Origin of the sequence: Xylanibacter caecicola (assembly GCF_013166515.1) — a bacterium.
GTDB classification, from domain to species: Bacteria; Bacteroidota; Bacteroidia; order Bacteroidales; family Bacteroidaceae; genus Prevotella; species Prevotella caecicola.
On sequence record NZ_JABKKJ010000027.1, the window covers coordinates 1 to 24,418 of the forward strand.

Annotated in this window: 21 protein-coding genes and 1 tRNA gene; 10 read left to right on the plus strand and 12 right to left on the minus strand. The window is 47.3% G+C overall.

Annotated features, from left to right (window positions below; all coding sequences use genetic code 11):
- From HPS54_RS11150 to HPS54_RS11175, 6 genes are all read left to right on the plus strand, one after another.
- The coding region (locus HPS54_RS11150) for an SPASM domain-containing protein (RefSeq protein WP_172345529.1) at positions 1-626 on the plus strand (626 nt) is incomplete at its 5' end.
- Between the two features lie 4 nt (positions 627-630).
- Positions 631-1,572 (plus strand): CXXX repeat peptide maturase, encoded by a 942-nt coding sequence (locus tag HPS54_RS11155; RefSeq protein WP_172345530.1) that lies wholly within the window; start codon positions 631-633, stop codon positions 1,570-1,572.
- 27 nt (positions 1,573-1,599) lie between these two features.
- Positions 1,600-1,875, plus strand: a complete 276-nt coding sequence (locus tag HPS54_RS11160; protein WP_172345531.1) for a CXXX repeat peptide modification system protein — start codon at positions 1,600-1,602, stop codon at positions 1,873-1,875.
- 6 nt (positions 1,876-1,881) lie between these two features.
- Positions 1,882-2,139, plus strand: a complete 258-nt coding sequence (locus tag HPS54_RS11165; protein ID WP_420907322.1) for a Sec-independent protein translocase subunit TatA/TatB — start codon at positions 1,882-1,884, stop codon at positions 2,137-2,139.
- Entirely contained in the window at positions 2,105-2,911 is an 807-nt protein-coding gene (gene tatC / locus HPS54_RS11170; RefSeq protein WP_253952002.1) for a twin-arginine translocase subunit TatC, read from the plus strand. The genes HPS54_RS11165 and tatC overlap by 35 nt, the downstream gene beginning before the upstream one ends.
- A gap of 216 nt (positions 2,912-3,127) precedes the next feature.
- On the plus strand, positions 3,128-3,289 hold the full coding sequence (locus HPS54_RS11175) for a hypothetical protein (RefSeq protein ID WP_172345533.1): 162 nt from the start codon (positions 3,128-3,130) through the stop codon (positions 3,287-3,289).
- Positions 3,290-3,508: 219 nt separating this feature from the next.
- Here HPS54_RS11175 and HPS54_RS11180 read toward each other — a convergent pair whose 3' ends face one another.
- The 8 genes from HPS54_RS11180 to sppA all read right to left on the minus strand — a co-directional run bounded on the left by HPS54_RS11180 (position 3,509) and on the right by sppA (position 12,238).
- Positions 3,509-3,898, minus strand: coding sequence for a C-GCAxxG-C-C family protein (locus HPS54_RS11180; RefSeq protein WP_172345534.1), 390 nt, complete (start codon positions 3,896-3,898; stop codon positions 3,509-3,511).
- A gap of 58 nt (positions 3,899-3,956) precedes the next feature.
- Positions 3,957-5,306, minus strand: coding sequence for an NAD(P)-dependent oxidoreductase (locus tag HPS54_RS11185; protein ID WP_172345535.1), 1,350 nt, complete (start codon positions 5,304-5,306; stop codon positions 3,957-3,959).
- A 238-nt stretch (positions 5,307-5,544) separates the two neighbouring features.
- Positions 5,545-6,954 (minus strand): glycoside hydrolase family 28 protein, encoded by a 1,410-nt coding sequence (locus tag HPS54_RS11190; protein WP_172345536.1) that lies wholly within the window; start codon positions 6,952-6,954, stop codon positions 5,545-5,547.
- Between the two features lie 143 nt (positions 6,955-7,097).
- Positions 7,098-7,170, minus strand: a tRNA-Phe gene (locus HPS54_RS11195).
- 147 nt (positions 7,171-7,317) lie between these two features.
- On the minus strand, positions 7,318-8,382 hold the full coding sequence (gene thiL / locus HPS54_RS11200; RefSeq protein WP_172345537.1) for a thiamine-phosphate kinase: 1,065 nt from the start codon (positions 8,380-8,382) through the stop codon (positions 7,318-7,320).
- A 185-nt stretch (positions 8,383-8,567) separates the two neighbouring features.
- Entirely contained in the window at positions 8,568-9,377 is an 810-nt protein-coding gene (locus tag HPS54_RS11205; protein WP_172345538.1) for a purine-nucleoside phosphorylase, read from the minus strand.
- Positions 9,262-10,434, minus strand: a complete 1,173-nt coding sequence (gene lpxK / locus HPS54_RS11210) for a tetraacyldisaccharide 4'-kinase (RefSeq protein WP_172345539.1) — start codon at positions 10,432-10,434, stop codon at positions 9,262-9,264. Before lpxK ends, HPS54_RS11205 begins: the two co-directional genes overlap by 116 nt.
- A gap of 28 nt (positions 10,435-10,462) precedes the next feature.
- Positions 10,463-12,238, minus strand: coding sequence for a signal peptide peptidase SppA (gene sppA / locus HPS54_RS11215; RefSeq protein WP_172345540.1), 1,776 nt, complete (start codon positions 12,236-12,238; stop codon positions 10,463-10,465).
- A 171-nt stretch (positions 12,239-12,409) separates the two neighbouring features.
- On the opposite strand from sppA, the gene HPS54_RS11220 reads away from it, so the two are divergent.
- From HPS54_RS11220 to HPS54_RS11235, 4 genes are all read left to right on the plus strand, one after another.
- On the plus strand, positions 12,410-13,138 hold the full coding sequence (locus HPS54_RS11220; protein ID WP_172345541.1) for an SDR family NAD(P)-dependent oxidoreductase: 729 nt from the start codon (positions 12,410-12,412) through the stop codon (positions 13,136-13,138).
- A 49-nt stretch (positions 13,139-13,187) separates the two neighbouring features.
- Positions 13,188-14,528, plus strand: coding sequence for a rhamnogalacturonidase (locus HPS54_RS11225; RefSeq protein WP_172345542.1), 1,341 nt, complete (start codon positions 13,188-13,190; stop codon positions 14,526-14,528).
- Positions 14,529-14,978: 450 nt separating this feature from the next.
- Entirely contained in the window at positions 14,979-17,798 is a 2,820-nt protein-coding gene (locus HPS54_RS11230) for a putative LPS assembly protein LptD (protein WP_172345543.1), read from the plus strand.
- Positions 17,799-17,913: 115 nt separating this feature from the next.
- Entirely contained in the window at positions 17,914-18,540 is a 627-nt protein-coding gene (locus HPS54_RS11235; protein ID WP_172345544.1) for a porin family protein, read from the plus strand.
- A 61-nt stretch (positions 18,541-18,601) separates the two neighbouring features.
- Here the strand turns inward: HPS54_RS11235 and HPS54_RS11240 are convergent, their stop codons facing one another.
- The 4 genes from HPS54_RS11240 to pepT all read right to left on the minus strand — a co-directional run bounded on the left by HPS54_RS11240 (position 18,602) and on the right by pepT (position 24,015).
- Positions 18,602-19,390, minus strand: coding sequence for a hypothetical protein (locus HPS54_RS11240; protein WP_172345545.1), 789 nt, complete (start codon positions 19,388-19,390; stop codon positions 18,602-18,604).
- A 1-nt stretch (position 19,391) separates the two neighbouring features.
- A complete protein-coding gene (locus HPS54_RS11245) occupies positions 19,392-20,222 on the minus strand; it encodes a M23 family metallopeptidase (protein ID WP_172345546.1) in 831 nt (276 codons plus the stop codon).
- 17 nt (positions 20,223-20,239) lie between these two features.
- A complete protein-coding gene (locus HPS54_RS11250) occupies positions 20,240-22,525 on the minus strand; it encodes a monovalent cation:proton antiporter family protein (RefSeq protein WP_172345547.1) in 2,286 nt (761 codons plus the stop codon).
- Positions 22,526-22,791: 266 nt separating this feature from the next.
- A complete protein-coding gene (gene pepT, locus HPS54_RS11255) occupies positions 22,792-24,015 on the minus strand; it encodes a peptidase T (protein ID WP_172345548.1) in 1,224 nt (407 codons plus the stop codon).
- Positions 24,016-24,418 lie beyond the last annotated feature (403 nt).

Genomic DNA, 24,418 nt, shown 5'->3' on the forward strand with positions numbered 1-24,418 from the left:
TGCATCTCTATTCGTTAGGCATTCATGAGGTGAACATCAACTGCGTCTTCGAGGACGTATGGAAAGAGGGCGACGACAGGTTGCTTGAGGAACAACTCATGCAGCTGGCGGACGCCATCATCGACGGGGAGTACTACAAGGACTATGCCTGCTCGTTCTTCTCGGAAAGCATCGGCAAGCCCATGGACCCCGAACTGGAGAACAACAACTGGTGCGGTGCGGGACGTATGCTTGCCGTGGATGCCGCAGGAATGTTCTATCCCTGCACGCGCTTCGCACAATACTCACTCCGCGAAAAGAAAGCATGGGTGATAGGCAACGTGCGGGAAGGTATAAACAAAAACAGGCTGCGTCCTTTCCTTACGCTTGACCGTTGCACGCAGTCGCCGCAGGAATGTATCGACTGTGAGGTGGCGAGCGGATGCGCATGGTGCCAGGGCGAAAACTATGACGCTGCCTGCACGGACACCATATACCAACGTTCAACGGCAATATGCAAGATGCACAAGGCACGTGTGCACGCCAATAACTATTACTGGAACAAGCTCTTCCGCAAACTGGAACTGGAAGGAGAACGTGAGGAGTTTGAAGAGAACAGACCGAAGTCTAACGAAATAACCTGTTGAAACGATGCTGCAATACCTTATTATATTATTGGACGACACGAGTGTGTCTTACTGTCATTATGAAAACAGGCGTACGGAACGCCGTCTCATAGACATCGAAGACCTGAAGGCGGGTATACTCTTCGCCATGAAGGAAAATCTTAATATTCAGTTCGTCTATCCCGATTATGACATTCCGCAGGAATACAAGGATCTCATCGAAAGCATAGACCACACGAAGATAATGCCGGCGGGCAATTGCGACGGGGCAGACGTGGTGGTTATAGACGGTATCGAACGAATAGCGGACACGGCTTTCGACACATCGCTGACGTATGTGCTCAGGACGGATTTGAAAGAACTGTGCCGCAACATCAGTGACATAGGAGAGGTTTTGGAAAAGGCGGCAAGGTTGAACATTGTGCTGACCGACATCGAGACATTCACCGAAGCGGACTTCACTGAATATTCCGCCGCTCTCCGAAAGTTGGCTACGAAGACGGAAGAACTGTATGCAGACGGCAAGACGCCGCAGCTGAACATCCTTACCGACCGCATGATGCTCGACGCGATGAACAACTGCGGAGCCGGCGACACGAACATCACGCTCGCACCCGACGGCAGGTTCTATGTCTGTCCGGCATTCTACTTAAGTGAGGTCGGGCATGACATAGGCAGTCCGGCAGACGGTCTTGCAATTGCCAATCCGCAACTCTACAGGCTGAGCCATGCCCCGTTGTGCCGCAACTGCGACGCATACCAGTGCAGGCGTTGCGTATGGATGAACCGCAGGACCACGCTTGAGGTGAATACGCCAAGTCATGAGCAGTGCGTCACGGCACACATCGAGCGCAACGCAAGCCGCGAACTGCTTGCCGCTATAAAGAAGCACGGAGAGTTTATGGCAGGTCGTGAGATAGTGAAAAACGATTGTCTTGATCCTTTTGACAATAGAGAGGAATGGTAGAAATATTCATCTAAAAACTAAAGTAACATGAAAAGAATGATTGGTCAGGTTACCATTGACGAGAAAAATGAGATACAGCAGTTGTTCGAGCGTCGCAACGGTCTGAACGAGCTGGCGAAGATTGTGACGGCAGACAATGTGGAGCTGTACGAAAAGTTGGTGACGGACATGGGCGAGACAGGCACAAGGTTTCAGAACTGGTGGGACCGTATGGCGGAAAAATATCGTTGGGAAAGCGAAGAAGGCGGCAACTGGGAGATAAACTTCGATACTTGTGAGATATATCTGGTAACAAATGAATGACAGAATATGATGATGAACGTATTGACAATACTGCCCTTGTTTATAGGTACGACCGAGCTTCTGCTCATCGGAGGCATGGCTCTTTTGCTCTTCGGAGGAAAGAAACTGCCCGAGATGATGAGAGGATTGGGACAGGGAGTGAAGGAGTTTAAGAAAGGGATGGAGAGTCCGTTGGATTTTTCAGAAGCAGACGAAGCAGAGACACATGAGGAAAAGAATGTGAAATCTGATGATAACAGTCGGAAAACGGATGCAGGAGAATAAGGACGAGGCTTCGGAACTGCTAACCTTCGGTGGGCATCTTGAGGTTATGCGGCACATGCTGTTTCGCATAATCAGCGTGACGGGTGTGATTGCTGTTGCGGTGTTTTGTTTCAAGGACGCTACATGGCAGTTGCTCCTGGCTCCAAGTGAATGGGACTTTGTAACTTACAGAAAGATAGAACAGGTGGTGCATACGTTGGGATTTAGCGATTTCAACTTTGAAGAATATCACGTTGAACTTATAGCCACCGACCTTTCAAGTCAGTTCATGACCCATATAACCACCTCGATATATATAGGTCTGCTTGGCGCATCTCCTTATATATTGTATGAACTGTTCCGTTTTATATCGCCGGCACTCTATGACAATGAACATAAGTATTCGGTGCGTATCGTACTTGTGGTGTATGCCCTGTTTATACTCGGTGTGTTAATGAGTTATTATGTACTTTTTCCAATATCGTTCCGTTTTCTCGGCACATACAGCGTGGCGGAAAGAGTGCACAGCACGATAACTTTGGACAGCTATGTATCAACGTTGATAACACTGACGTTGCTCATGGGTGTGGTGTTTCAGCTGCCGGTAGTGGCATGGACACTCGGCAGGATGGGTATGATAACATCTGCCATGCTTTCAAAATACCGCAAACATGCTCTATTGCTGATAATGATTGTAGCAGCAGCCATAACGCCGCCCGATCTCATGACACTTGTGCTCGTTACAATACCTCTGTATCTGCTGTATGAAGTGTGTATCAGAGTGGTGAGATGAGGCTCTTTATACGGGTTTGGCATGATATTAAAAATACATTTTCCTTTTTTTCACAACATAATATGTATTCTAAAAAAACGGAAAAAGACTTATAGGCAGGGGGCGAATGATACAGGATACAACTTTTTTCGTAACTTAGCGATATGTTTCGGGAATACCGGCAGATGCAGGCATGACGAAACATATAATGTCTAACTAACGAAGAAAGGATAACTTATGGACTATTCAAGAAAGAAAACGGAACAAGAACAAGCGTATATGGACGCCGGACTGCCTGTTCAGCAGGTGATAACCGATGGTGAAAATCCTACGGAAAAGGAAGTGCGCGATGCTGCGAATGAAATGACACGCGATGTCGAGACACGAGACAGAGGATAAGATACGGTTATAAATGAGCAGCATAAAGGAATATGACTTACGGCTGTTCTTTATGTCTTTTAATTATATCCGGATGTATTGAATAATCAGGTTTTATATGCAAATGATATGTACTTGTATTTTCAATACATCCGGATACAATGTTTATAAACAGGGACAATCGTATATGTACTCTTATTTGTCACGTTATGATTGGGTATATATACTTGTCCGGAAATGTTATTGATTGTCCAGAATTTCTTCCAGAAACTCTGCCGCGTCTGCAACGCAGTCGTTGCATTGTCGTAAAGGAGTTTTCGTCTGCACTCCTTTCAGCTCGCTGCATGTAACCGTTCCGTTCCTTTTCATGAAGCGTTCCATTATCTGCTTCATTTCTTTCATTGTCTTTGGACGTTCCTTATTCTTTAAGCCGAGTATCAATCCTGCACCTAACAGTGCGCCGCATGTACCGGTCATGTTTCCCATTCCCACACCAAAAGCATTGGCTGCATTCTTTATTTCCTCCTCGTTCATTCCTGCGAAGTCACAGTATGTGCATGCTATTGCCTGTGCACAATTGTATTTCCCGCTGCGTTTCTTTTCTATTGCTTCGTTTATTCTTAATGCCATAGTTCTGATTTTGTTCTTTAATTGTATTTGAAGTAAAATATGCTTTATGCTCGGAATATCACCTTTCCGGTGTTTTTATTCCATTGTTTGAGTTTATAGCCTCAAGCAACTTTATGGCGTCAACATATTGTGCAATGCCGTCTGCCACGAGTTTAGCATCCTGCATGGCAAGGACTACTGTCGACGGACGGTTCACCACATCACCGCCGGCAAACACTCCCTTGCGTGTGGTCATGCCGTATGGAACGTCACGCGTAAGTATATATCCGCGTTCGTCCACATCGATACCCTTGGTTGTCGATACGATACGGCTTGCCGGAACCGATCCTACAGCCATGATCACCTTGTCGGCTTTCTCCGTTCTCCGCTTGCCGTCGTGCTCAATCACAACCTCGTTCAGTGTACCGTTGTCATCGTGTATCTCAACGATGCTTGATTCCCAACAGAACTTCACACCTTCTTCAACAGCTTCATCATATTCCGAACGCAGTGCACTCATCTTGTCTATTGTGCGGTGGTATATCACCTCAACGCTCTTTGCACCCATGCGTATGGCTGTCCTTGCCCCGTCCATGGCGGTATTTCCGCAACCGATAACGAACACGCGGTCGCCCTCGTGCACCGGAACGTCCTCGCGGTTGATGCTGCCCTCGTTGTAAAGACTAACCTTGCGCAGGAAATATATTGCCTGCCTTACGCCCTTGAGGTTACGTCCCGGAATATCCAGTTTTTTCGGTTTCACTGTTCCCGTACCTATAAATATGGCATCGAAGCCACGTTCAAACAACTGGTCTATGTTCAGCAATGTGCCGATAGTGGTGTTGCAGTGGAATATCACGCCCAGTTCCTCTATCTTCTTTATCTCTCTGTGTACAATCTCCTTTGGCAGACGATATTCCGGAATGCCGAACATAAGCACTCCGCCCGCTTCCGGTTCCATCTCGAATATCTCTACATTGAAACCTTTTCGGGCAAGGTCGCCCGCTATAGACAGTCCTGCCGGACCGGAGCCTATTACGGCTATTCGTCCCCGTGTCTTTGGCTGAAGATTGTCACGGATAAGTCCCATTTCTCCGTCGAAGTCGGCTATAAACCTCTCGAGCTTGCCTACATGAATACCCTGTCCTTTCTTTGCCAGCACGCAGTGACCCTCACACTGCTTCTCATGGGGACACACCCGTCCGCACACTGCCGGCAGGTTGCTCTTGTTGTTTATTATCTTCATGGCGTTACCCATGTTCCCCATGGACAACTCATGTATCCAGTCCGGTATGTCTTGGTTTATGGGGCAGCCCTTGCGGCACTGCGGTACCTTGCAGTGAAGACACCGTTTAGCCTCCGCCATGGCTTCTGCCATTGTATATCCCTCGTTGACTTCCTGAAAAAGTTCTTTCTTCTGCTGTTCCATATTATGCTGTTATTCTAAATTCAATCAGGCTGCAAAGTTACAGCAACTTATGTTAATTGCAAAGCAAAGATGTTCTTTTATTAGAAATTACCTCTGTACCGGTCTTTATGGCGGTATGCTTTAAACAACATGCAGGCGACCCTGTCTTTACCAAGGTCTGCCTGCATATTGCCTGTCGTATTATTTTCCACCTTTACATTTACGGTTTATGAAAACGATACGGATAATGTTTTATGATCTACTGTACGTGAAACTCGGTATTTGTTATTACCAGTTCCACCGTTTCATCCACGTCCTTGTCTTTCTCTGTACAGAAGAATATAGAGTTGTCTATCGTTATTCCGTTAACACATTTAAGTCCCGGCAGCCCATGTGCGGATATAGCTGTCCTGGCGTTGCGGCATGTTACGTTCGATATGTGTATGTCACTGAAGTCGGGTGCAAAGCTCACGTCCTTGCCCGACGAAAGAGTCTCGGACACCTTTTTGCCCACAGCCCTGTCCTGATACGTACACTCGAAGATTATCGCCTCGTCTTTGATGTCTGTCATTACGATATCGCTTATGAAGATGTTCTCCGTCTTTCCGCCACGTCCTATACCGCTTTTGAAACGCAGACCGGTGTCCGTCCCGCTGAAAAGATTGTTGCGTACAATAATGTTTTTCATGCCTCCCGTAAATTCGGAGCCTATCACAAATCCGCCGTGAGCATGATATACCGTATTGTTTTCTATCAGCAAATTCTCGCACGGACCATACGCAAGACCGGCTTTTCCCGCGCCCGCCTTCATACAGATGCCGTCGTCTCCGGCATCGATCACATTATTTACAATCAGTACGTTGCGGCAACTGCTTATGTCGAGTGCATCACCGTTCTGCGCGTTCCACGGGCAACGTATTGTCACATTGTCCACTATCACGTTGTTGCAACGTGTCGGTATCAGATGGAACTTCGGCGAGTTCTGTATCGTTACATCCTTTACAAGCACGTTTTCGCAGTCGGTGAAGCGTATGAGATGTGTGCGCTGTTTCTCCTGTGTCTCTGCCGTCGCTGCCGTATTGGCATGCTTCTTCAGATTGAAAGGATACCACAGTTGTCCGTCTTTGCTCACAGTACCGCCCATGTAGAGAAACCCTTTCCACTCCACATCGCTCACCTTCGAACGTTTAACGGGACGCCACAGGGCACCGTTGCCGTCTATCGTTCCCTCGCCCGTGATGCTTATGTTTTTCCGTTTGCTTGCGTTTATCAGCGGAGTGGCTTTGCTTTCCTTTTTGCCGTCTTTCTCCTTGAAAAACAAGTTTCTGTCTGCCGATGCCATTATTACGGCATTTTTCTCGATGTGCAGGTCGATGTTGTCTTTCAGCGAGATAAGTCCTGTCATCCATATACCTGCCGGCACCACCACACGACCACCTCCTTTCTTCTCGAGCGCACTTATTGCTTTTTGGAAAGCGTCGGTGTTCAGCGTCATTCCGTCGCCTTTTCCGCCGAAGTCTTTTATGTTTACCGAGTTGTCCGGAATGACAGGTGGAGCCGCATGAGGAATTTCCACGGGCATGTTGACATAATATCTTGCATAGTCATCGGCATATACCGACACTATGGAAAGCAGAAGTATCACCCCCGCCAATGTAAGTCTTTTCATCTTTGAACAATATTTTAAATAGTTTATTTACTATCTGCAAATATACTCTTTTGCCATTTGCCGGGCAAATAAAAGATATTAAAAAACAATTACAAAAGAAAAACCCTGCAGCTAAAGGCTTACAGGGCTAATGAAAGGAGGAGTGGTGCCACCAGGAATCGAACCGGGGACACAAGGATTTTCAGTCCTTTGCTCTACCAACTGAGCTATGGCACCGTTACCTTTTATGTCGCTTAAACGCTTGGTTCGTTTTAGCGTTTGCAAAAGTAATACATTTAAATGAAAAACCGTCAAGCTTCCTTAATAAAATTAAGAAACAGACGGTTTTTTAACAAAAATAAGTAAAAAAGGTTTTCTTTTTTGTTACGCAAGCGGATTCCAGCCCTGTGCTTTCAGTTCAAACTCACTGTTGTCGCGTGTTATGAGCATCATGCCGAGTTCCTTTTTCGTTATATGTCCTATTATCCGTACATCTTCCATGTCTTCTATCTTGGCATAATCTCCAATCGGAACGGTGAACAGCAGCTCATAGTCTTCGCCGCCATTCATGGCGCATGTGGTTACGTTCATGTTCATTTCTTCCGCCATCACAGCAGTCTGATAGTCTATCGGCAGGTTCTTTTCGTATATTCGGCAACCGCATTCGCTTTGCTTACAAATATGCATTATCTCACTGCTCAATCCGTCGCTGATGTCGATCATTGCCGTGGGACGTATGTTAAAAGCCTTCAGTTTGTCGAGGATATCACCCCGTGCCTCGGGTTTCAGCTGACGTTGTAACAAATACTCCTTGCCGGCAAACTCCGGTTGAAAGTGCGACAGTTCCTCAAGTGCCTTGCGGTCGTTTCTTTTCCGTGCTTCGTCCACCTGCTGATAGTATACGCTTTTCTCACGTTCAAGCAGTTGGAGCCCCATGTATGCCGCCCCGAGATCGCCCGACACACATATCAGGTCGGTGTCCTTTGCCCCATTGCGATATACGATATTGTCCTTTTCTCCTTCGCCTATGCACGTTATGCTTATCGCCATTCCGGTGTACGAAGACGTGGTGTCACCTCCTACAATATCCACTTTCCATTTTTCGCATGCCATACGCAGACCGGCATAGAACATTTCGATATCCTCCACTGTAAAACTTTTGCTCAGCGCGATGTTCACAATCATCTGCTTCGGAGTTCCGTTCATGGCGAATATATCACTGATGTTCACCATTGCAGCCTTGTATCCTAAGTGTTGCATGTCTATGTAAGTGCGGTCAAAGTGCACACCTTCCATAAGCATGTCGCTTGTCACCAGTGTTTCTTTATCGCCATAATTCAGCACCGCGCAGTCGTCACCAATGCCATATTTTGTCGTCTCGTTCTCCGGTTTTATGTCTTTTGTAAGGTGGTTTATAAGCCCGAATTCACCCAGCTTTGCTATTTCCATTTTTATTGAGTTTTGATTTTTGATTTACGAATTACGAGTTGTCGCTGCGCGATTGAGAATTATCGAATTATGATTTGGTTTTATATCATCTGCCAGCAGTTGATATATACAAATTCAATTCGTCAATATTAAATTATCAATCGCGCAGCGACAACTCGTAATTCGTAACTCAACACTCGTAATTCCTACGCTCTCCTTATCATCTCCCTCATTATCTCCGTCATCAGCGGTTGTGCCCTGTTGGCAGCCACCTGCACCTCTTCATGGCTAACCTCGACGGGGGTATCCTCCAATCCGAGGTCTGTAATGATACTGATGCCGAAAGTTCTGATGCCGCAATGGTGGGCAACGATAACTTCCGGAACAGTGCTCATTCCCACTGCATCGGCGCCCATGCGGTGGTACATCTTATATTCCGCCGGTGTTTCGAACGTCGGTCCCTGCACTCCCATGTACACTCCGTGAACCACGCGGATGCCCTTTTCGGCGGCAATGGCGTCGGCCTGTGCAATAAGCGCGTTGTCGTACGTCTCGTGCATATCCGGGAAACGCGGTCCGGTGGGAAAGTTCTTTCCGCGTAGCGGATGCTCCGGGAAGAAATTGATGTGGTCTGTTATGATCATCAGGTCACCGATTTTAAATTCGGGGTTCATGCCTCCCGATGCGTTTGATACAAACAATGTCTTTATCCCGAGTTCGTACATCACACGAATGGGGAACGTTACCTCCTTCATGTTGTAGCCCTCATAATAGTGGAAACGTCCCTCCATAGCCATTATGTCCACGCCTCCGAGCTTGCCGAAGATAAGTTTTCCGGCGTGTCCTTCAACCGTAGACACGGGGAAGTTGGGTATTTCCTGATACGGGAACTCATATTTGTCAGTTATTTCTGAAGCTAATTGTCCCAGACCTGTTCCTAAGATGATTGCCGTTTTTGGACTTGTTGTCATCCTTTGCTTTAGCCAGGATGCTGTTTCTTGAATTTTTTCGTACATATCCTATTATCTTTTCGTTAAACATTTCTTCCTGTTCCTGCATGAAACTCACTTCCACCGGCAGTATGAAGATGTTGTGTCTCACCTCCTCACTCAGCCCTTCCATACCAAACAGGCGTGTATTGTCCTTCTCCGTCGTTATTATTATTTTTGGCGAGGGCATGCCTGCAAACTTCTCGTTAATCATTTTTATGTCTTTCGGAGTAAACTGGTGATGATCCGGGAAGTTCATCTGTATTATGTTCTCCGTGTACGGCTTGAGATCCGTCACCATATGTTCTGGCGATGCAATGCCCGTCAGCAGCAGTATGTTCTCGTTCTTTCCTATACTATCCAACCTGCGTTTCTCTCCGCAATAAGCCGGAATCAGACGCCCGTATTTCAGCGTGGTGAAAAACAGTTTCTGATACGGATACAGGTTCATCGCCCTCATTATGACCCTGAAGTCCATTGGCTTCATGTCCTGCGGACATTTTGTCACTATCACAATGTCTGCCCTGTTTTTTCCCGACAGGGGTTCGCGCAGACGACCGGCAGGCAGCAGGCGGTCGTATATTATCAGCCTGTGATAGTCTACGAGCAGTATGTTTATTCCAGGTTTTACGTGCCTGTGCTGGAAAGCATCATCCAGGATAATGACGTCCGTGTCATTTGTTTCCTTGTTTCCCGTCAGCTGTTCTATACCGTGACACCTGTCTTTGTCCACTGCCACATATATGTCGGCAAACTTGTTTTTCATCTGATAAGGCTCGTCGCCTATCTCCTGCATTCTTGTCTGCTTTTCTGCAAGCACATACCCCTTGCTCTTCCGCTTGTATCCACGGCTGAGCACGGCAACCTTCACCTTGTCTTTCAACAGCCGCACGAGATACTCCACATGCGGTGTCTTGCCCGAGCCTCCAACCGTGAGATTGCCCACAGATATCACGGGGATGTCGAAACTGCGGCTTTTCTTCAAGCCTATGTCAAACATCCAGTTCCTTATCCGCACCCCGATGCCGTACAGCCAGCTCAGCGGCAACAGCCGGTTATCAATTCTGATGAAGTCGCCCTCCATATATTACTTGTGAAAATGCCGTTTCGTTTTACTTCACCTTTATTATATAAGGTATCCTTGCCTGTATCGCATTCTGTTTGTTTATGTCTTTGAGGAGCATGAACGGCTCATAATATTCGCCCAGTGCGGCACGCATGCTGTTGTCTATATAGCTGCCTCCGGAAGCTTTGTTCATAAACTGCTCCATCCAATCGGCTTTTGCCGGATATGCCGCCGTGTGATATTCCTTCACCTTTGCCAGTGCGGCAGCCTTAGCCACAGCCTTGTCCAGACCACCAAGTTCGTCAACAAGCTTGTTACGCCAAGCATCCTGTCCCAGCCATACACGTCCCTGAGCCAGTTTCTCCACATTTTCCGTTTTCATCTTCCTGCCTTCAGCCACACGGTTTCTAAACAAGTTGTATCCGCGGTCTATGTAAGCATTAAGATATGCCATTTCCTCTTCATTGAACGGGCGTGCCTGTGTGCCGAATGCACTATACTTGTTTGTCTTCACCTCGTCGAACTTCACACCGAGTTTCTGTGTGAGCAGTCCGCTCATGTCCGGAAACATTCCGAATATGCCTATGCTTCCCGTCAGCGTGGTCGGTTCAGCCACAATCCAGTTTGATACGCAACTTATATAATATCCTCCCGATGCAGCCATGCCTCCCATAGACACCACCACAGGTTTCTTCTCCTTGAGTTTCTTCACGCTATGCCATATCTGTTCCGATGCGTATGCGCTGCCGCCACCCGAGTTTACACGCAGCACCACGGCCTTCACATCATCGTCGTTCATAAGCTTTTCAAGGTCCTTGCAAACCTTCGTTCCCACAATCTTGTGTCCTTGTGACATCATGCTTCCGCCCGCTTCGCTGTCGACAATGTCTCCGTAGGCATAGTAAACGGCAATCTCGTCTCCCTTGTCCTTGCCGCCTTTCAGTTGCTTCATGTCCGCAAGCCCCACCGTGTTGATGTCGTCGTCCTTGTCGAGCTTCATCATTTTCCTTATCTCGTCCTTTATCTCGTCGGTATACACAAGCTTGTCCGCCATCTTATACTTTACGTAATTCTTCGTATCATCCAGCGTAATGAAGTTGTCCGCGTATGTGTTCAGAGTCTCTACACTTATTTTGCGGCTTGCCGAAACCTCCTTACATACGTTTTCCCATATACCTTTTATATATGCGGTCATCTGTTCGCGGTTCGGCTCGCTCATCCCGTCGGCGGTAAACATCTCCGGTGCGCTCTTGTATTTGCCAACCTTTGCCAGCTGCATCTTTATCCCGAATTTAGCCATGAGATCCTTTAGGAACATCGGCTGTGCCGCCACTCCGTGCCAGTCGATCTGTCCGCTCGGGTTCAGCAACACCTTGTCTGCCACCGATGCCAGATAATATGTACCTTGCGTATATGTGTCGCCGTATGCCACAATCCATTTTCCGCTCTTCCTAAAGTCGGCAAGTGCCCTGCGTACAGCCTGCATCGAAGCATACGAATCGACAGAAAACAGTCCCGCCTCGATGTATATGCCCTTTATGTTTTCATTGTTCTTGGCTTTCTCTATTGCGTTGAGCATGTCGTCCAGTCCTATGTTCTGCATTGTCTGTCCCGTCAGTTCCGCCATGATGTTGTCCTCGGCGCGCTCTTCCATAACGCCCTGAAGATTGATGACGAGTACGGTGTTGTCGCTCACATTCTTTGTGGCAGAACCCGATGCAACCATTCCGACGATACTCATTACGCCCAGTATGCCTGTGACAATGGTAAGTACCAATATGCCGGCAATGGTGGCAAACATTTGCTTGAAAAAGTCTTTCATATACGTTGTATTGTTTTTATAAATTAAAATAGGCAAGCAGGTGCCGGACAATGGTATCAATCAGTTGCTACGACCTACTTATTATGCAAAGATAAGGATTTTTATTTTAAACGTTCATAAAACACGCATAAAGTTTCTTTATGTCACCAAATATTGCTATTTTCGCAATATATGAAACGAGCAGTTATCACGGGAGCCTCGTCGGGCATAGGGCTTGCAGTGTGCCGCCTGCTGTTGGAACGCGGGTGGCAGGTGGGCATTGCCGCTCGCCGGGGCGACATTCTTGAAGGCATAAAAGCGTCTGCACCGGACCGGGTGCAGACAATGACGATAGACGTCACGGACAGCTATGCCACGGAACGTCTTCTCCGCCTCATAGACAAATTAGGCGGCATGGATCTGTATTTCCATGCTTCGGGCGTGGGAAAACAGAACATGACACTCGACACGGATGTGGAAATGACAACGGTTGCCACCAATGTAGAGGGCTTTACGCGCATGGTGGGTGCCGCCTATCGCTATTTTGTCCGCCGCGGACGAGGGCATATAACCGTAGTGTCGTCAATCGCGGGTGTCAAAGGGCTTGGATCGGCACCATCCTACAGTGCGACAAAAGCCTTTCAAAACGTCTATATACAGGCTCTCGAGCAGCAGGCGACAACGCGAAGGCTCGCAATCGACTTCACGGACATACGCCCCGGGTTTGTGGCTACGCCCCTGCTCGGCGACGGCAAGGGCTATCCCATGCTTATGGATGTGGACAGTGTAGCGCGTCAAATAGTCAGTGCCATAGAGAAGAAAAAACATGTCTGCATCATCGACCGACGTTACCGGATGCTCGTGGCGCTATGGCGAATGATACCGTCGTGGCTGTGGCGCCGGATGAGGCTCGTGCGATGAATGCCTGATGATTATCGGAAAAGAAATAACGAATATATTAAAGACACTCATGAAAAGACACAAATGGATTGCAGCCGCACTGCTGATGACGGTGCTTACGGCTGCGGCAAAATCGGACAAGGAGACATTTCCCGACGGCAGCGTGATGCCGGCATGGTTTGCAGACACGTCGCGCGTGGATGCAGATGCGTTGGGACGCAGGTTCGTCGTGACCGACCACGGCGTGAAAAACGACTCTACAAAGCTACAGACCGAAGCATTGCAGCGGGTAATAGACATGGCGGCAGAGAGCGGAGGTGGCGTGGTGGTCATTCCGCGAGGCACGTTTCTCAGCGGTTCACTGTTTTTCAGACAGGGCACACATCTTTATATAGAAGAGGGCGGTGTGCTGAAGGGAAGCGAGCGCATAAGCGATTTCAAGGTGATGAAAACCCGAATAGAGGGTGAGACATGCACATATTTCGCCGCACTGGTAAACGCCGACGGCGTAGACGGCTTCACCATAGCGGGCAAGGGGACGATAGACGGCAACGGCAGACATTATTGGGAGGAGTTCTGGATACGCCGCCGTTGGAACCCGGAGTGCACGAACAAGGATGCTCAGCGCCCGCGGCTTGTCTATATCTCCAACAGCTGCAACGTGACGGTGCAGGACGTGCGCCTTGTAAACAGTCCGTTTTGGACCAACCATATTTACCGCTGTCATCACGTGAGATTTCTCGGCTGCCACATTTTCGCCCCGACGGAGGGCATAAAGGCTCCAAGCAGTGACGCCATAGATATCGACGCATGTCACGACGTGCTCATTGACGGATGTTATATGAGTGTGAACGACGATGCCGTGGTGTTGAAGGGCGGCAAAGGAACATTCGCCGACAAGGATCCGGACAACGGTCCGTGCCGCAACATCGTCGTACAGAACTGCACCTACGGACGGGTGCACGGCTGTCTGACGCTGGGCAGCGAGAGCCTGCACGACCGCAACGTGGTGTTGCGCCGCTGCCGTGTGCAGAGGGCGGACAGGGTGTTGTGGCTCAAGATGCGCCCCGACACGCCGCAGCACTATGAGTATATCACCGTTGAAGACCTTACGGGCAACTGCGGAAGTTTTATAGTGGTGCGCCCGTGGACACAGTTTTTCAAAATGCAGGAACGTCCCGACATGCCGCTTTCGCAGTGCAATGATGTCACGGTGAGGCGTGTGGATATGGACTGCCGAATGTTTCTTGACATCGGCGCATCTGACAAGTACAGGCTTGCGGACTTCATTTTCGAGGACTGTAACATAAGGGACGGAAGCGAGTCTTTTGACACCTCTCCCATCGAAAACTGCAAGATGAAAAAGTTCAAAAGAACAGTCTTTTCTTTGTCTTCCGTATCTCACAGATAATCAATATGATATCATTCACTTTCCAAAAGGTGCCCTTTTAGGAGCTAAAAGACCGTCTTTCTGCGTCTGAAAGGGCACCTTTTGGAAGCTAAAAAGCCACCTTTTGGAAAACGGTTGAAAACTTGAGCGGGACTTGGAGTGTGCATCTCACTTTTTCAGATGATTGCACCGTGCCGCCGATTTGCCACCGGATGCGTTTGTTTTTGTTCCCTTTTTTATTGCCAATCACCCTCGGAGGGTGTATCAGACTTCAATATTTGTTACTTCTGACACCCCGTCCACGCAACAAAACATTCGTCTTTTATCTTCCTCTATCTTCTTTTATCTTCCCTTATCTCCTTTAAATAGTCCCCTTACAAACACCCCGAGATAAACGTTAAATAAAACATAAAAAACTCGTTTTGATATGCGTTTAACTTTAATTTATGTAATTTTGCAGCCTGCATTATAATGAGAACGAAATCCATCATATTTATACTGCTGTCTGCCTTCATGTTTATGTGGGCGGATAACGGCATGCCTTTTTTGCAGAAAAAAAGGCGCGGGGCTGCAAAAAACAACAGTGTGGCTGTGGCTGACACCGTTTTGGCAGACACAACGGCAAGGATGTCCGGTCCCGACACAACAAAGATGGACTCGTTGCAACTTGCCATTTACAGACACAACAGGGCTGTAGACGATTCGATAAGGCTTGACAGTCTTAACCGCAAGAAGGCTAACGGCATAGATGCACCGGTGAATTTTGCCTCGGAAGACTCGATGGTTTACGATGCGGGGAACAAGCTGGCGTATCTCTTCGGCGCATCCAACGTGAAGTATGAGAATATGGACCTAACGAGCGACCGCATTGCACTGAGCATGGACAGCAGTCTGGTACGTGCCACGGGAACGGCAGACACAACGGGTGAAGTTAAGGGACAGCCGGTATTTAAAATGGGTTCGGACGAGTATGAGAGCGACACCATAGCCTTTAACTTCAAGACAAAGAAAGGCTTCATAAACAATGTGTACACGGCGCAACAGGACGGGTTTCTGTCAAGCGAACGTTCCAAGCGCGACTCATCGGGCGTACTCTATCTCGAACACGGACGCTACACCACCTGCGACCTGCCTCATCCCGACTTTTACATAGCTCTCTCACGTGCGAAGGTCCGCCCCGGCAAAGATGTTGTCTTCGGACCGGCATATCTCGTGGTGGCAGACGTTCCGCTGCCTATAGCCATTCCCTACGGTTTTTTCCCGTTCACAAAGAGTTATTCGAGCGGCTTCATCATGCCTACATACGGTGATGAAAGCTCGCGCGGCTTTTATCTTCGCGACGGAGGATATTACTTTGCAATGAGTGACAAGTGGGATCTCAAACTGCTCGGAGAGATTTATACAAAGGGGTCGTGGGGGCTGTCGGCAGCAAGCAACTACCGCAAACGGTACAAATACAGCGGAAGTTTCTACTTCAGTTATCAAGACACAAAGAACGGCGACAAGGGCATGCCAGACTTTGCCGAACAGGAGAGTTTCAAGATACAGTGGATGCACCGTCAGGATGCAAAGGCTAATCCGTTCAGCACGCTGTCGGCAAGCGTCAACTTTGCGACGTCGAGTTATGAGCGCAACAACCTCAACAGCATGTACAATCCGCAAAGCTATACGCAGAGTACGCGAACATCGAGCGTCAGCTGGAGCACCACATTCTCGAGCATCGGCATGACACTTAGCGGGACGACGAACCTCAACCAGAACATGCGCGACTCGATGATAGACCTCACATTGCCCGACCTCAACATTTCCATCAGCCGCTTCTATCCGTTCAAGCGGAAACGCATGGTGGGTAAAGAGCGTTGGTATGAGAAGATTTCGATGAGCTACACCGGACACCTGAGCAACTCCATACATACCAAGGAAGACCAGTTGATGAAGGCAAATTTAGTGAAAGACTGGCGCAACGGATTCCAGCATTCGGTGCCTATAAATGCCAATTTCACGCTGTTCAACTTTCTGAACATCAATCCTTCGATAAGTTTCACAGACCGAATGTACACAAACAAGGTGATGCGCTCGTGGGACGAGGCGGCACAAAGGGAAGTGTGCGACACGATATATGGCTTCAACAACGTCTATAACTGGAGCATGAGTCTCAGCGCTTCGACAAAACTTTATGGCTTCTATGTGCCCAACCGCAAGATTTTCGGCGACAAGATTGTTGCCGTGCGCCATGTATTCACGCCTAATGTGAGTTTTAATTATGCTCCCGACTTCGGCGCGGAGCGTTACGGATATTACAAAACTTATCAGAAAACCGATGCCGACGGCAACGTGTCGCTTGTGGAGTATTCGCCCTATACGGGTTCGTTGTTCGGAGTGCCGGATAGAGGAAAGACCGGAAGCTTTACGTTCGACATGTCAAACAACATTGAGATGAAGATACGTTCGGATAAGGATTCCACGGGCTTCAAGAAGATAAGCATCATTGACGAACTTGGGGCAAGCATGTCGTACAACATGGCGGCAAAGCAAAGACCGTGGAGCGACCTCACCATGAGGATAAGGTTGAAGTGGTGGAAAAACTATACGTTCAACATGAATGCGGTGTTTGCGACATACGCATACGAGCTTGATGAGAACGGAAAACCGTACATCGGCACTCATACGGAGTACAGCAAGGGGCGCTTCGGACGCTTCCAGGGCATGTCACAGAACATCTCGTTCACCCTTAATCCCGAGAAACTTAAGAAATGGTTCGGACGCGGTGACGATGAAAAAGAGGATGAGGATAATGACGACGAGGGCATGGACACGGACGTGGAGTCGAACGTTGACGATGACATGATACGCGGACAGCGTGGTGCAAAGAAAAAGACTTCGTCGAAGGCGGAGACCGATGAGGACGGCTATATGAAGTTCTCGATGCCGTGGTCGCTGACCGTAGGTTATGGTATTACTATGCGCGAGAACACCGCCGGACGCTTCAACACCAAGTCGATGCGCTATCCTTATAAGTTCACGCAGAACCTGAACTTCAGCGGCAACGTGCGCATAAGCGACGGCTGGAACATCAGTTTCTCGAGCGGATACGACTTTGAAGAGCACGACCTGTCCATGACAACGGCATCGCTGCAGCGCGACCTGCACTGTTTCAGCATGAGCTGTTCGGTTGTGCTTGCGCCTTATACATCTTACAACTTCTCTTTCCGCTGTAATGCAGCAACACTTACGGATGCGCTGAAGTATGACAAGCGCAGCGGATATACCAACGCCGTGCAGTGGTATTGATATTGTCCGGTTGGGCGTTTGCGATTGGTTGTAAGTGCTCTTTTCATGTAATAAAGAATATCTTTTCCCGTTTTTATGTATATCACATGGCGATTGGTCATTTAATACATATTATATGAAAAGGTATTTTTTTCTTTTTACAGTATTGTGTTTCAGTCTTGTAACGTTTGCACAGGAATTTAATTACGGAGTAACGGCAGGTCTGAATGTATCTCATCCCAAGGATTATAGAAATCATGTAGGGTTTAATGTCGGTGTGAAAGGCGAATACACGTTCTCCGACAAGCAGGATTGTCTGTATCTGGAGTCGGCTTTGTTATTGACAAGCAAAGGTTGGAAGACAGACGTTTACGCAGATGAGAGTGAAAACGCAGGCACTGCCGACTGGACATGTGATGCCTATTATCTGGAGCTTCCGCTAATGGTGGGATATAAATCCGGTATTACCGACAGGGTAAGGATTTCTGCAAGTGCGGGACCTTACGTTGCCTGCGGACTGTTCGGCAAGAGTAAAGTGAAAGACATTCCGGCTGCTGATGACATAGACAACATCTTTTCCGACGGCATGTACAAGCGTTTTGACTATGGTGTTAAGTTATATGTCGGTGTTGACTATTCCAACTGGCAGTTGGGTGTGAGCTACGGACTCAGCCTGCAAAATCCTATAAAGGGAGGCTGGGCATTGCAGGATCCGAAAGACAGGACGTTTTCGCTCCAGTTGGCATATATCATCAACAGATAGTGATATGATGCTGACGCGTGCGTTGAATGATATACGGCGGATGTGAGGGAAGGCGTAAAATTCAGATGCCGTAATAATCGGTGAAGTCTTTTATGAACTTTTTCAGTCCGCCGGGATATGTATTGTCTATCTTCTGCGAAGTGCGTGTTGTGTCGCTATTGTCCTTCAACAATGTTATAAGTTGGGCAAAATAACCTTGCGGTGCACCTTCAATAAGGAAGGTGACGATGGCGTGTGCCGTTATGTATGTTATCCTGTCGTTTGTTTTCTGAGCTTGTGAGAACTCCTTGATGTTATAGTCAAGGACATCTTCCGGCGCAATCTCATTCAGCATAAACATGGTGCGCAGTCTTCCTTCTTCATATGGTTCAAGACTGTGCTTCATGCCTTTTGCCGTCACCTTGCAATGAAAGAAATATTCGGAAAGACCTTCATAAAGCCATGGTATGGGCTTGTTGCCCATTATTTTGTGTGTCAGGAAATGACTCAACTCATGCCTGATAATTCCCATGTTTACGCTTTTCATGCCGTCAGACAACATTATGTGGCATTCGTGCGTCTTGATGTTGTATAATCCTTGGGGTTGTACGGAGTATTGTTTCTTGTATGCTTTGTTTGAAAGGAGATTGTCTTCCCAGTCTTTTTCGTTGTCGAAAATGTTCAGTTTTATTTTCAGAGTGTCCGGAAGACCGAACGGTTGGTAGAATTTATATCCGTGTTTAAGAAACAGTTCTGTCTGTTGTTTGTAACTGTTGGAGAGCGGAGCGCCTGCATATTCGATAAAAATATGTTGTGATGACGCAGCACATACAAATGTCACTTGCAGCAAAAAGGATATGAAGAAGCGCATGTCATTTGTGTTTTAGATATTTTTTCTGTTCTTTCTTGCTCATATCCTGCATGATGAGTGCATCGTCTGTCACGACCCGGTAGAACTTCCGTTCTACTGGGCGAACGTCTCCCCTATCTGTCCTGAACGTGGGAACAAAATGCGAATAAGGATACCCCATATCGGCAGATGCTTCGAATTTATTCTTGTCGAGGAAGAAGAATGAAATCGATATGTTGTCCTGTCCGGCTATTCCGATTGCTTGTCCCGTCCTTACATCGTCACCGGGCTTTACGAACTTGTCCCTTATTCCGATGTATGCGGCAAATGTATGGTCCGGGTGATATATCAGTATGAAGCGTGAACTGGGGATCTTACAAAGTATTCCGCCCCGTGTTGCATATACAGTATCTTCTTTCTCAATCTTGAAACAGAGTGTCTTCTTTGTCTCATGCCTGTCGGTTCTCCACGCCGTCCGTACTCCGTTCTTTACAGGAAGAGCGTATGGAGTTTCTATATTGAACTTTTTCGGAAATATCCCACGATAGTATCTATATTGAAACTCTTCTTTTGCCGGATTGTATATCTTGCTTTTATCCGGTGCTACAAATAATGTGTTTTTACCCGGATGCAGATTATATGCCTTGTCGTTACGGCAACATAGGTAATAGTCACACCAGTCGTTGTTGTAGAAGTTACAACAAGTCTCTTTGCGTGAGTTTTGCTCCGCCTTTCCCTCTATTATTCCGGTCTGACGTGCCATTAGCGCTTTTAGTGCTTGTGCTGTAGTCTTTTGTGTATTGGTCGTCAAAATACATAAAAGCATTATGAAGAGTATATTTCTGCCATTCATCGCTACACCGTGTTTTTTCAGTCTGTTGTACTTTGCTTTTTCCTTATGGTCTGTTCCGCCGCTTCCGTGAGTTTGTTCAGCGAGTCCTCCTCTCCGACAACCCATATCACATCGCCCGGTTTCATGACATGCGCCGGTTCTATCTGCGAAAGGTTCTCCTTGCGCTCCTCAAGTCCCACAACCATGCAGTTGTAAATGTCGCGTATACCGCTTTCGATGAGTGTCTTGCCTATGATAGGACTATTCTCCGAGATTACGATCTGCCGCAGTTTCATTTCCCGCTTCTCTATGTCGGGGTCTTCATCGTACACATCGTTCTTCATAGCCGCGCTGAATGCGGTGAGCTGTTCGTCGCTTCCGATTGCCTGTATACGGTCTCCGGGGAATATAACATTGTCTCCGTTGGGGATGTTTATGCGTATTATGCCGCGCAGTATGCTGCTTACGTGTATGCCGAACCTGTTCCGGAAGCGAAGCTCGCGCAGTGTCTTGCCTGCCCATACGGAGTTTTCGGGTATCTCGAAGTCGGATATATGCACGTCGCGGTCAAGCAGATGACCCTCGTATAGCGGTTTCTTACGCCCGTCTACCTGTGCCTTTATGTCACGCGAACGCAGGTTGAGGACAAACAGCCGTTCAAGTCTTATGCTCCGTTGTTTTATGCGTCGTGACATTATCATCAGTATTACGAGGACCGTGGCGATACATATAATAAGAGCATTGGTAAATCGTGTGAGGTAATTGCATATATAGAATACGAACGATATGGCAATGATAAACCTCACGATGACAGTCAATATGAGCGGTATGTGGTTTCTGCGGCTTTCCTTCCACAGAGCCTTGAATTCCTCGCTATGGTTCTTTTTCATTACCATAGCGCGCAGAAAAGGTGATATTATCATTACCGTGAGCACAATACACGTGGCGTTCGCCCACCAGTGAGGCAGTATGCTGCGTATGAACGGAAGAAAGAACGTGAGCATGAGTGCCGTTGCCGCCGATGACAATATTGAGTAGATGACGGTGTTGCGCACCATTTCCGCCAGCAGTCTTTTCCAGTTTCCTTCAGGTAGCGATGACTGACGGCTCAGTGTAAGGTCGTTCAGCAATGATATCCATTTTGCCGGCAGGCGTTGTTCAAGACGGTTATAGCATGGCGTTGAGGCGCGCATCATGTATGGAGTGAGGAAGGTGGTGATTACCGATACGGCAACTACGACCGGATATAGAAACTGACTTATCACGCCAAGCGATAATCCCAAGGATGCTATTATAAAAGAAAACTCGCCTATCTGTGCCATGGAAAAACCGCATTGCATTGCCGATTTAAGAGTCTGACCGCTGATAAGGAAACTGAAACTGCCCAGCACCGACTGCCCTATAAGTATGGTTATTACAAGCACAAAGATAGGCAATGCGTATTCGACAAGTATTCCTGGGTCTACCAGCATGCCGACGGAAACAAAGAATATTGCCCCGAAAAGGTTTTTAACAGGTTCGACAAGCCTAGTTATTTTTTCCGCTTCTACAGTCTCGGCAAGTATGGATCCCATTACAAATGCTCCGAAAGCACTGCTAAATCCCACCTTCGTTGACAATACAGCCATGGCACAACACAATCCGAGGGCAACGATGAGAAGGGTCTCATTGTTGATGTGTTTACGCATGGAACGCAACAAAAGAGGTATAGCGAATATGCCTACGACGAACCACAAAATAAGGAAAAAGCCTATTTTCATTATGCTTTGCAGCATCTGTCCGCCGTCGGGGCTGTTGCCTCCGGCTATTGCCGAGAGCATCACCATCATCACTATGGCAAGCATGTCTTCAAGTATAAGCACGCTCATCACCATTCCTGCAAAGCGTTGTTGGCGCAGTCCGAGATCATCGAACGCCTTGTATATAATGGTGGTGGAGCTCATTGCCAACATGCCTCCAAGGAATATGCAATCCATGTGACTCCAACCAAAGACGCTGCCGACACTTATGCCGAGCATCATCATGCAGAAAACGATAGCACATGTAGCTATCATGGGCGATGCACCCATTCGCAGTATCTTTTTGAAAGAGAAGTCGAGACCCAACGAGAAGAGCAGGAACATAACGCCAATGTCCGCCCATGTATGTATGTCCGCCCTGTCTACAACCGACATTATATAAGGCATGTGCGGGCTTACAAGAAATCCTGCGACGACATAACCCAGTACGAGAGGTTGTTTCAGCTTCTTAAATAGTATTGTGACAATGCCTGCTACGATGAGGATTAGAGCAAGATCGTTGATGAGATAAGGCAGTTCGGACATGTGAAATTACGAATTTGGAGTTACGAATTACGAGTTTTTTGAGTGTTGAGTGTTGAATTACGAATTACGAGTTGTCGCATTTCATGCGATGATGAGTTGCGAGTTTGGAGTTACGAATTTGGAATTTTGAGTTACGAATGACGAGTTTTGAATTATGGAATTACTCTCTATGCAATTTTATTTGATAAATTATAATTCTTAATTAACAATTCAACATCGCATGAAATGCGACAACTCGTAATTCGTAACTCAACATTCGTAATTCCTTAGTCATTATATTCGGCAGTAAGCTCGCATATTTTCACGATTACCTGCATGGCTTTTTCCATTACCTGTATCGACACAAACTCAAACGGTCCGTGAAAGTTTACGCCGCCGGCAAAGATGTTCGGACAAGGGAGACCTTTGAACGAAAGTTGTGCTCCGTCGGTTCCGCCGCGTATAGGTTCAACCTTTGGCGGCACGTCACAGTCTTGCATGGCTTTCAAAACGATGTCAATGACGTGCATGTTTGGATCTATTTTCTCTTTCATGTTATAGTACTGATCCTTTACATCTGCACTTACCGTGCCTTCGCCGTATTTGTTGTTCATTTCCTTGACACATTCCTTGATGAAGTTTTTGCGCTCTTCAAATCTGTCACGGTCGTGGTCGCGTATTATATAAGACATCTTCGCACTTTCTATGTTCGACTCTATTCCCAACAGATGATAGAAGCCCTGATATCCTTCAGTGGTCTCCGGCGTCTCATCAGCCGGCAACATGCCTGCAAATTCTGCTGCCAGACGGTTTGCATTAATCATCTTTCCTTTAGCATATCCGGGATGAACGCTCATGCCTTTGATATTTATTTTGGCAGACGCGGCGTTGAAGTTCTCGAACTCGAGGTCGCCCAAATCACCCCCGTCCATGGTGTAAGCCCATTCACATCCGAACTTCTCCACATCAAAGTGGTGTGCTCCCATGCCTATTTCCTCATCGGGATTGAAAGCTATGCGAATGTCGCCGTGCTTTATTTCCTTGTGGTCGCGAAGCCAGCACATAGCCTGTACAATCTCCGCAATGCCCGCCTTGTCGTCAGCTCCGAGCAGAGTATGACCGTCCGTTACGATAAGGTCTTCGCCTATATGCGACAGAAGTTCAGGAAATTTCTTGGGTGATGATATTATTCCCGGTGACAGTTCTATGTCCGTTCCGTCATAATTCCTTACGATACTTGGCTTGATATCGGCACCGCTGCAATCGGGTGACGTATCGTAATGGCTTATGAAACCTATTGTAGGTACATCCTTCTTTATATTTGATTTCAGAGTTGCATAGACATATCCCATTTCGTCCATCTCCACATCATCAAAGCCCTCATCCTTCAACTCTTCTTTCAGATACTTTGCAAATACAATTTGTTTTGGAGTACTTGGCACGCTTTCGCTCTCTTCGGAAGATTGTGTGTCAAACTTCACGTAGTTTAAAAATCTCTCAGTAATGTCCATGATAGTAAATGATTCGTTATAATGATTAATGAAACCTGTCTTGGTTGCCAGGGCAAATATAGTCTTCTTTATGCAAAGATAATGCAAGCCGAACGCAATCAAGCTTGCTTGAAATTGCAGAGGCGCCGCTTATCTTATGTAAAGATAATGCAAGCCGAACGCAATCAAGCTTGCTTGAAATTGCTGAGGCGCCGCTTATCTTATGCAAAGATAGTATTTATTTTTCAAAGGGCAATGTTTAATAACAATAAAAGACACGTCCGCAGATGTGTATCGCACAGTGTATGCACAAATGTATCGCATAGTGTATGCGTAATATTAAAACTTTGCGAGATGCTTTTTATGCTGCCAAACAGCATCCTTTTATCGCTCTTGCATACATTTAGTTTGTATTACAAATTGA

Bases quoted from the DNA above. Each gene is read 5' to 3' on its own strand.
- HPS54_RS11180 (WP_172345534.1), bottom strand. From the start codon at position 3,898: ATGGCATTAAGAATAAACGAAGCAATAGAAAAGAAACGCAGCGGGAAA.
- HPS54_RS11250 (WP_172345547.1), bottom strand. From the start codon at position 22,525: ATGTCCGAACTGCCTTATCTCATCAACGATCTTGCTCTAATCCTCATC.
- HPS54_RS11240 (WP_172345545.1), bottom strand. From the start codon at position 19,390: ATGCGCTTCTTCATATCCTTTTTGCTGCAAGTGACATTTGTATGTGCT.
- HPS54_RS11230 (WP_172345543.1), top strand. From the start codon at position 14,979: ATGAGAACGAAATCCATCATATTTATACTGCTGTCTGCCTTCATGTTT.
- HPS54_RS11235 (WP_172345544.1), top strand. From the start codon at position 17,914: ATGAAAAGGTATTTTTTTCTTTTTACAGTATTGTGTTTCAGTCTTGTA.
- HPS54_RS11165 (WP_420907322.1), top strand. From the start codon at position 1,882: ATGATGATGAACGTATTGACAATACTGCCCTTGTTTATAGGTACGACC.
- HPS54_RS11190 (WP_172345536.1), bottom strand. From the start codon at position 6,954: ATGAAAAGACTTACATTGGCGGGGGTGATACTTCTGCTTTCCATAGTG.
- tatC (WP_253952002.1), top strand. From the start codon at position 2,105: ATGATAACAGTCGGAAAACGGATGCAGGAGAATAAGGACGAGGCTTCG.
- lpxK (WP_172345539.1), bottom strand. From the start codon at position 10,434: ATGGAGGGCGACTTCATCAGAATTGATAACCGGCTGTTGCCGCTGAGC.
- HPS54_RS11245 (WP_172345546.1), bottom strand. From the start codon at position 20,222: ATGAATGGCAGAAATATACTCTTCATAATGCTTTTATGTATTTTGACG.
- pepT (WP_172345548.1), bottom strand. From the start codon at position 24,015: ATGGACATTACTGAGAGATTTTTAAACTACGTGAAGTTTGACACACAA.
- HPS54_RS11220 (WP_172345541.1), top strand. From the start codon at position 12,410: ATGAAACGAGCAGTTATCACGGGAGCCTCGTCGGGCATAGGGCTTGCA.
- HPS54_RS11160 (WP_172345531.1), top strand. From the start codon at position 1,600: ATGAAAAGAATGATTGGTCAGGTTACCATTGACGAGAAAAATGAGATA.
- HPS54_RS11225 (WP_172345542.1), top strand. From the start codon at position 13,188: ATGAAAAGACACAAATGGATTGCAGCCGCACTGCTGATGACGGTGCTT.
- HPS54_RS11175 (WP_172345533.1), top strand. From the start codon at position 3,128: ATGGACTATTCAAGAAAGAAAACGGAACAAGAACAAGCGTATATGGAC.
- sppA (WP_172345540.1), bottom strand. From the start codon at position 12,238: ATGAAAGACTTTTTCAAGCAAATGTTTGCCACCATTGCCGGCATATTG.
- HPS54_RS11155 (WP_172345530.1), top strand. From the start codon at position 631: ATGCTGCAATACCTTATTATATTATTGGACGACACGAGTGTGTCTTAC.
- HPS54_RS11205 (WP_172345538.1), bottom strand. From the start codon at position 9,377: ATGTACGAAAAAATTCAAGAAACAGCATCCTGGCTAAAGCAAAGGATG.
- HPS54_RS11185 (WP_172345535.1), bottom strand. From the start codon at position 5,306: ATGGAACAGCAGAAGAAAGAACTTTTTCAGGAAGTCAACGAGGGATAT.
- thiL (WP_172345537.1), bottom strand. From the start codon at position 8,382: ATGGAAATAGCAAAGCTGGGTGAATTCGGGCTTATAAACCACCTTACA.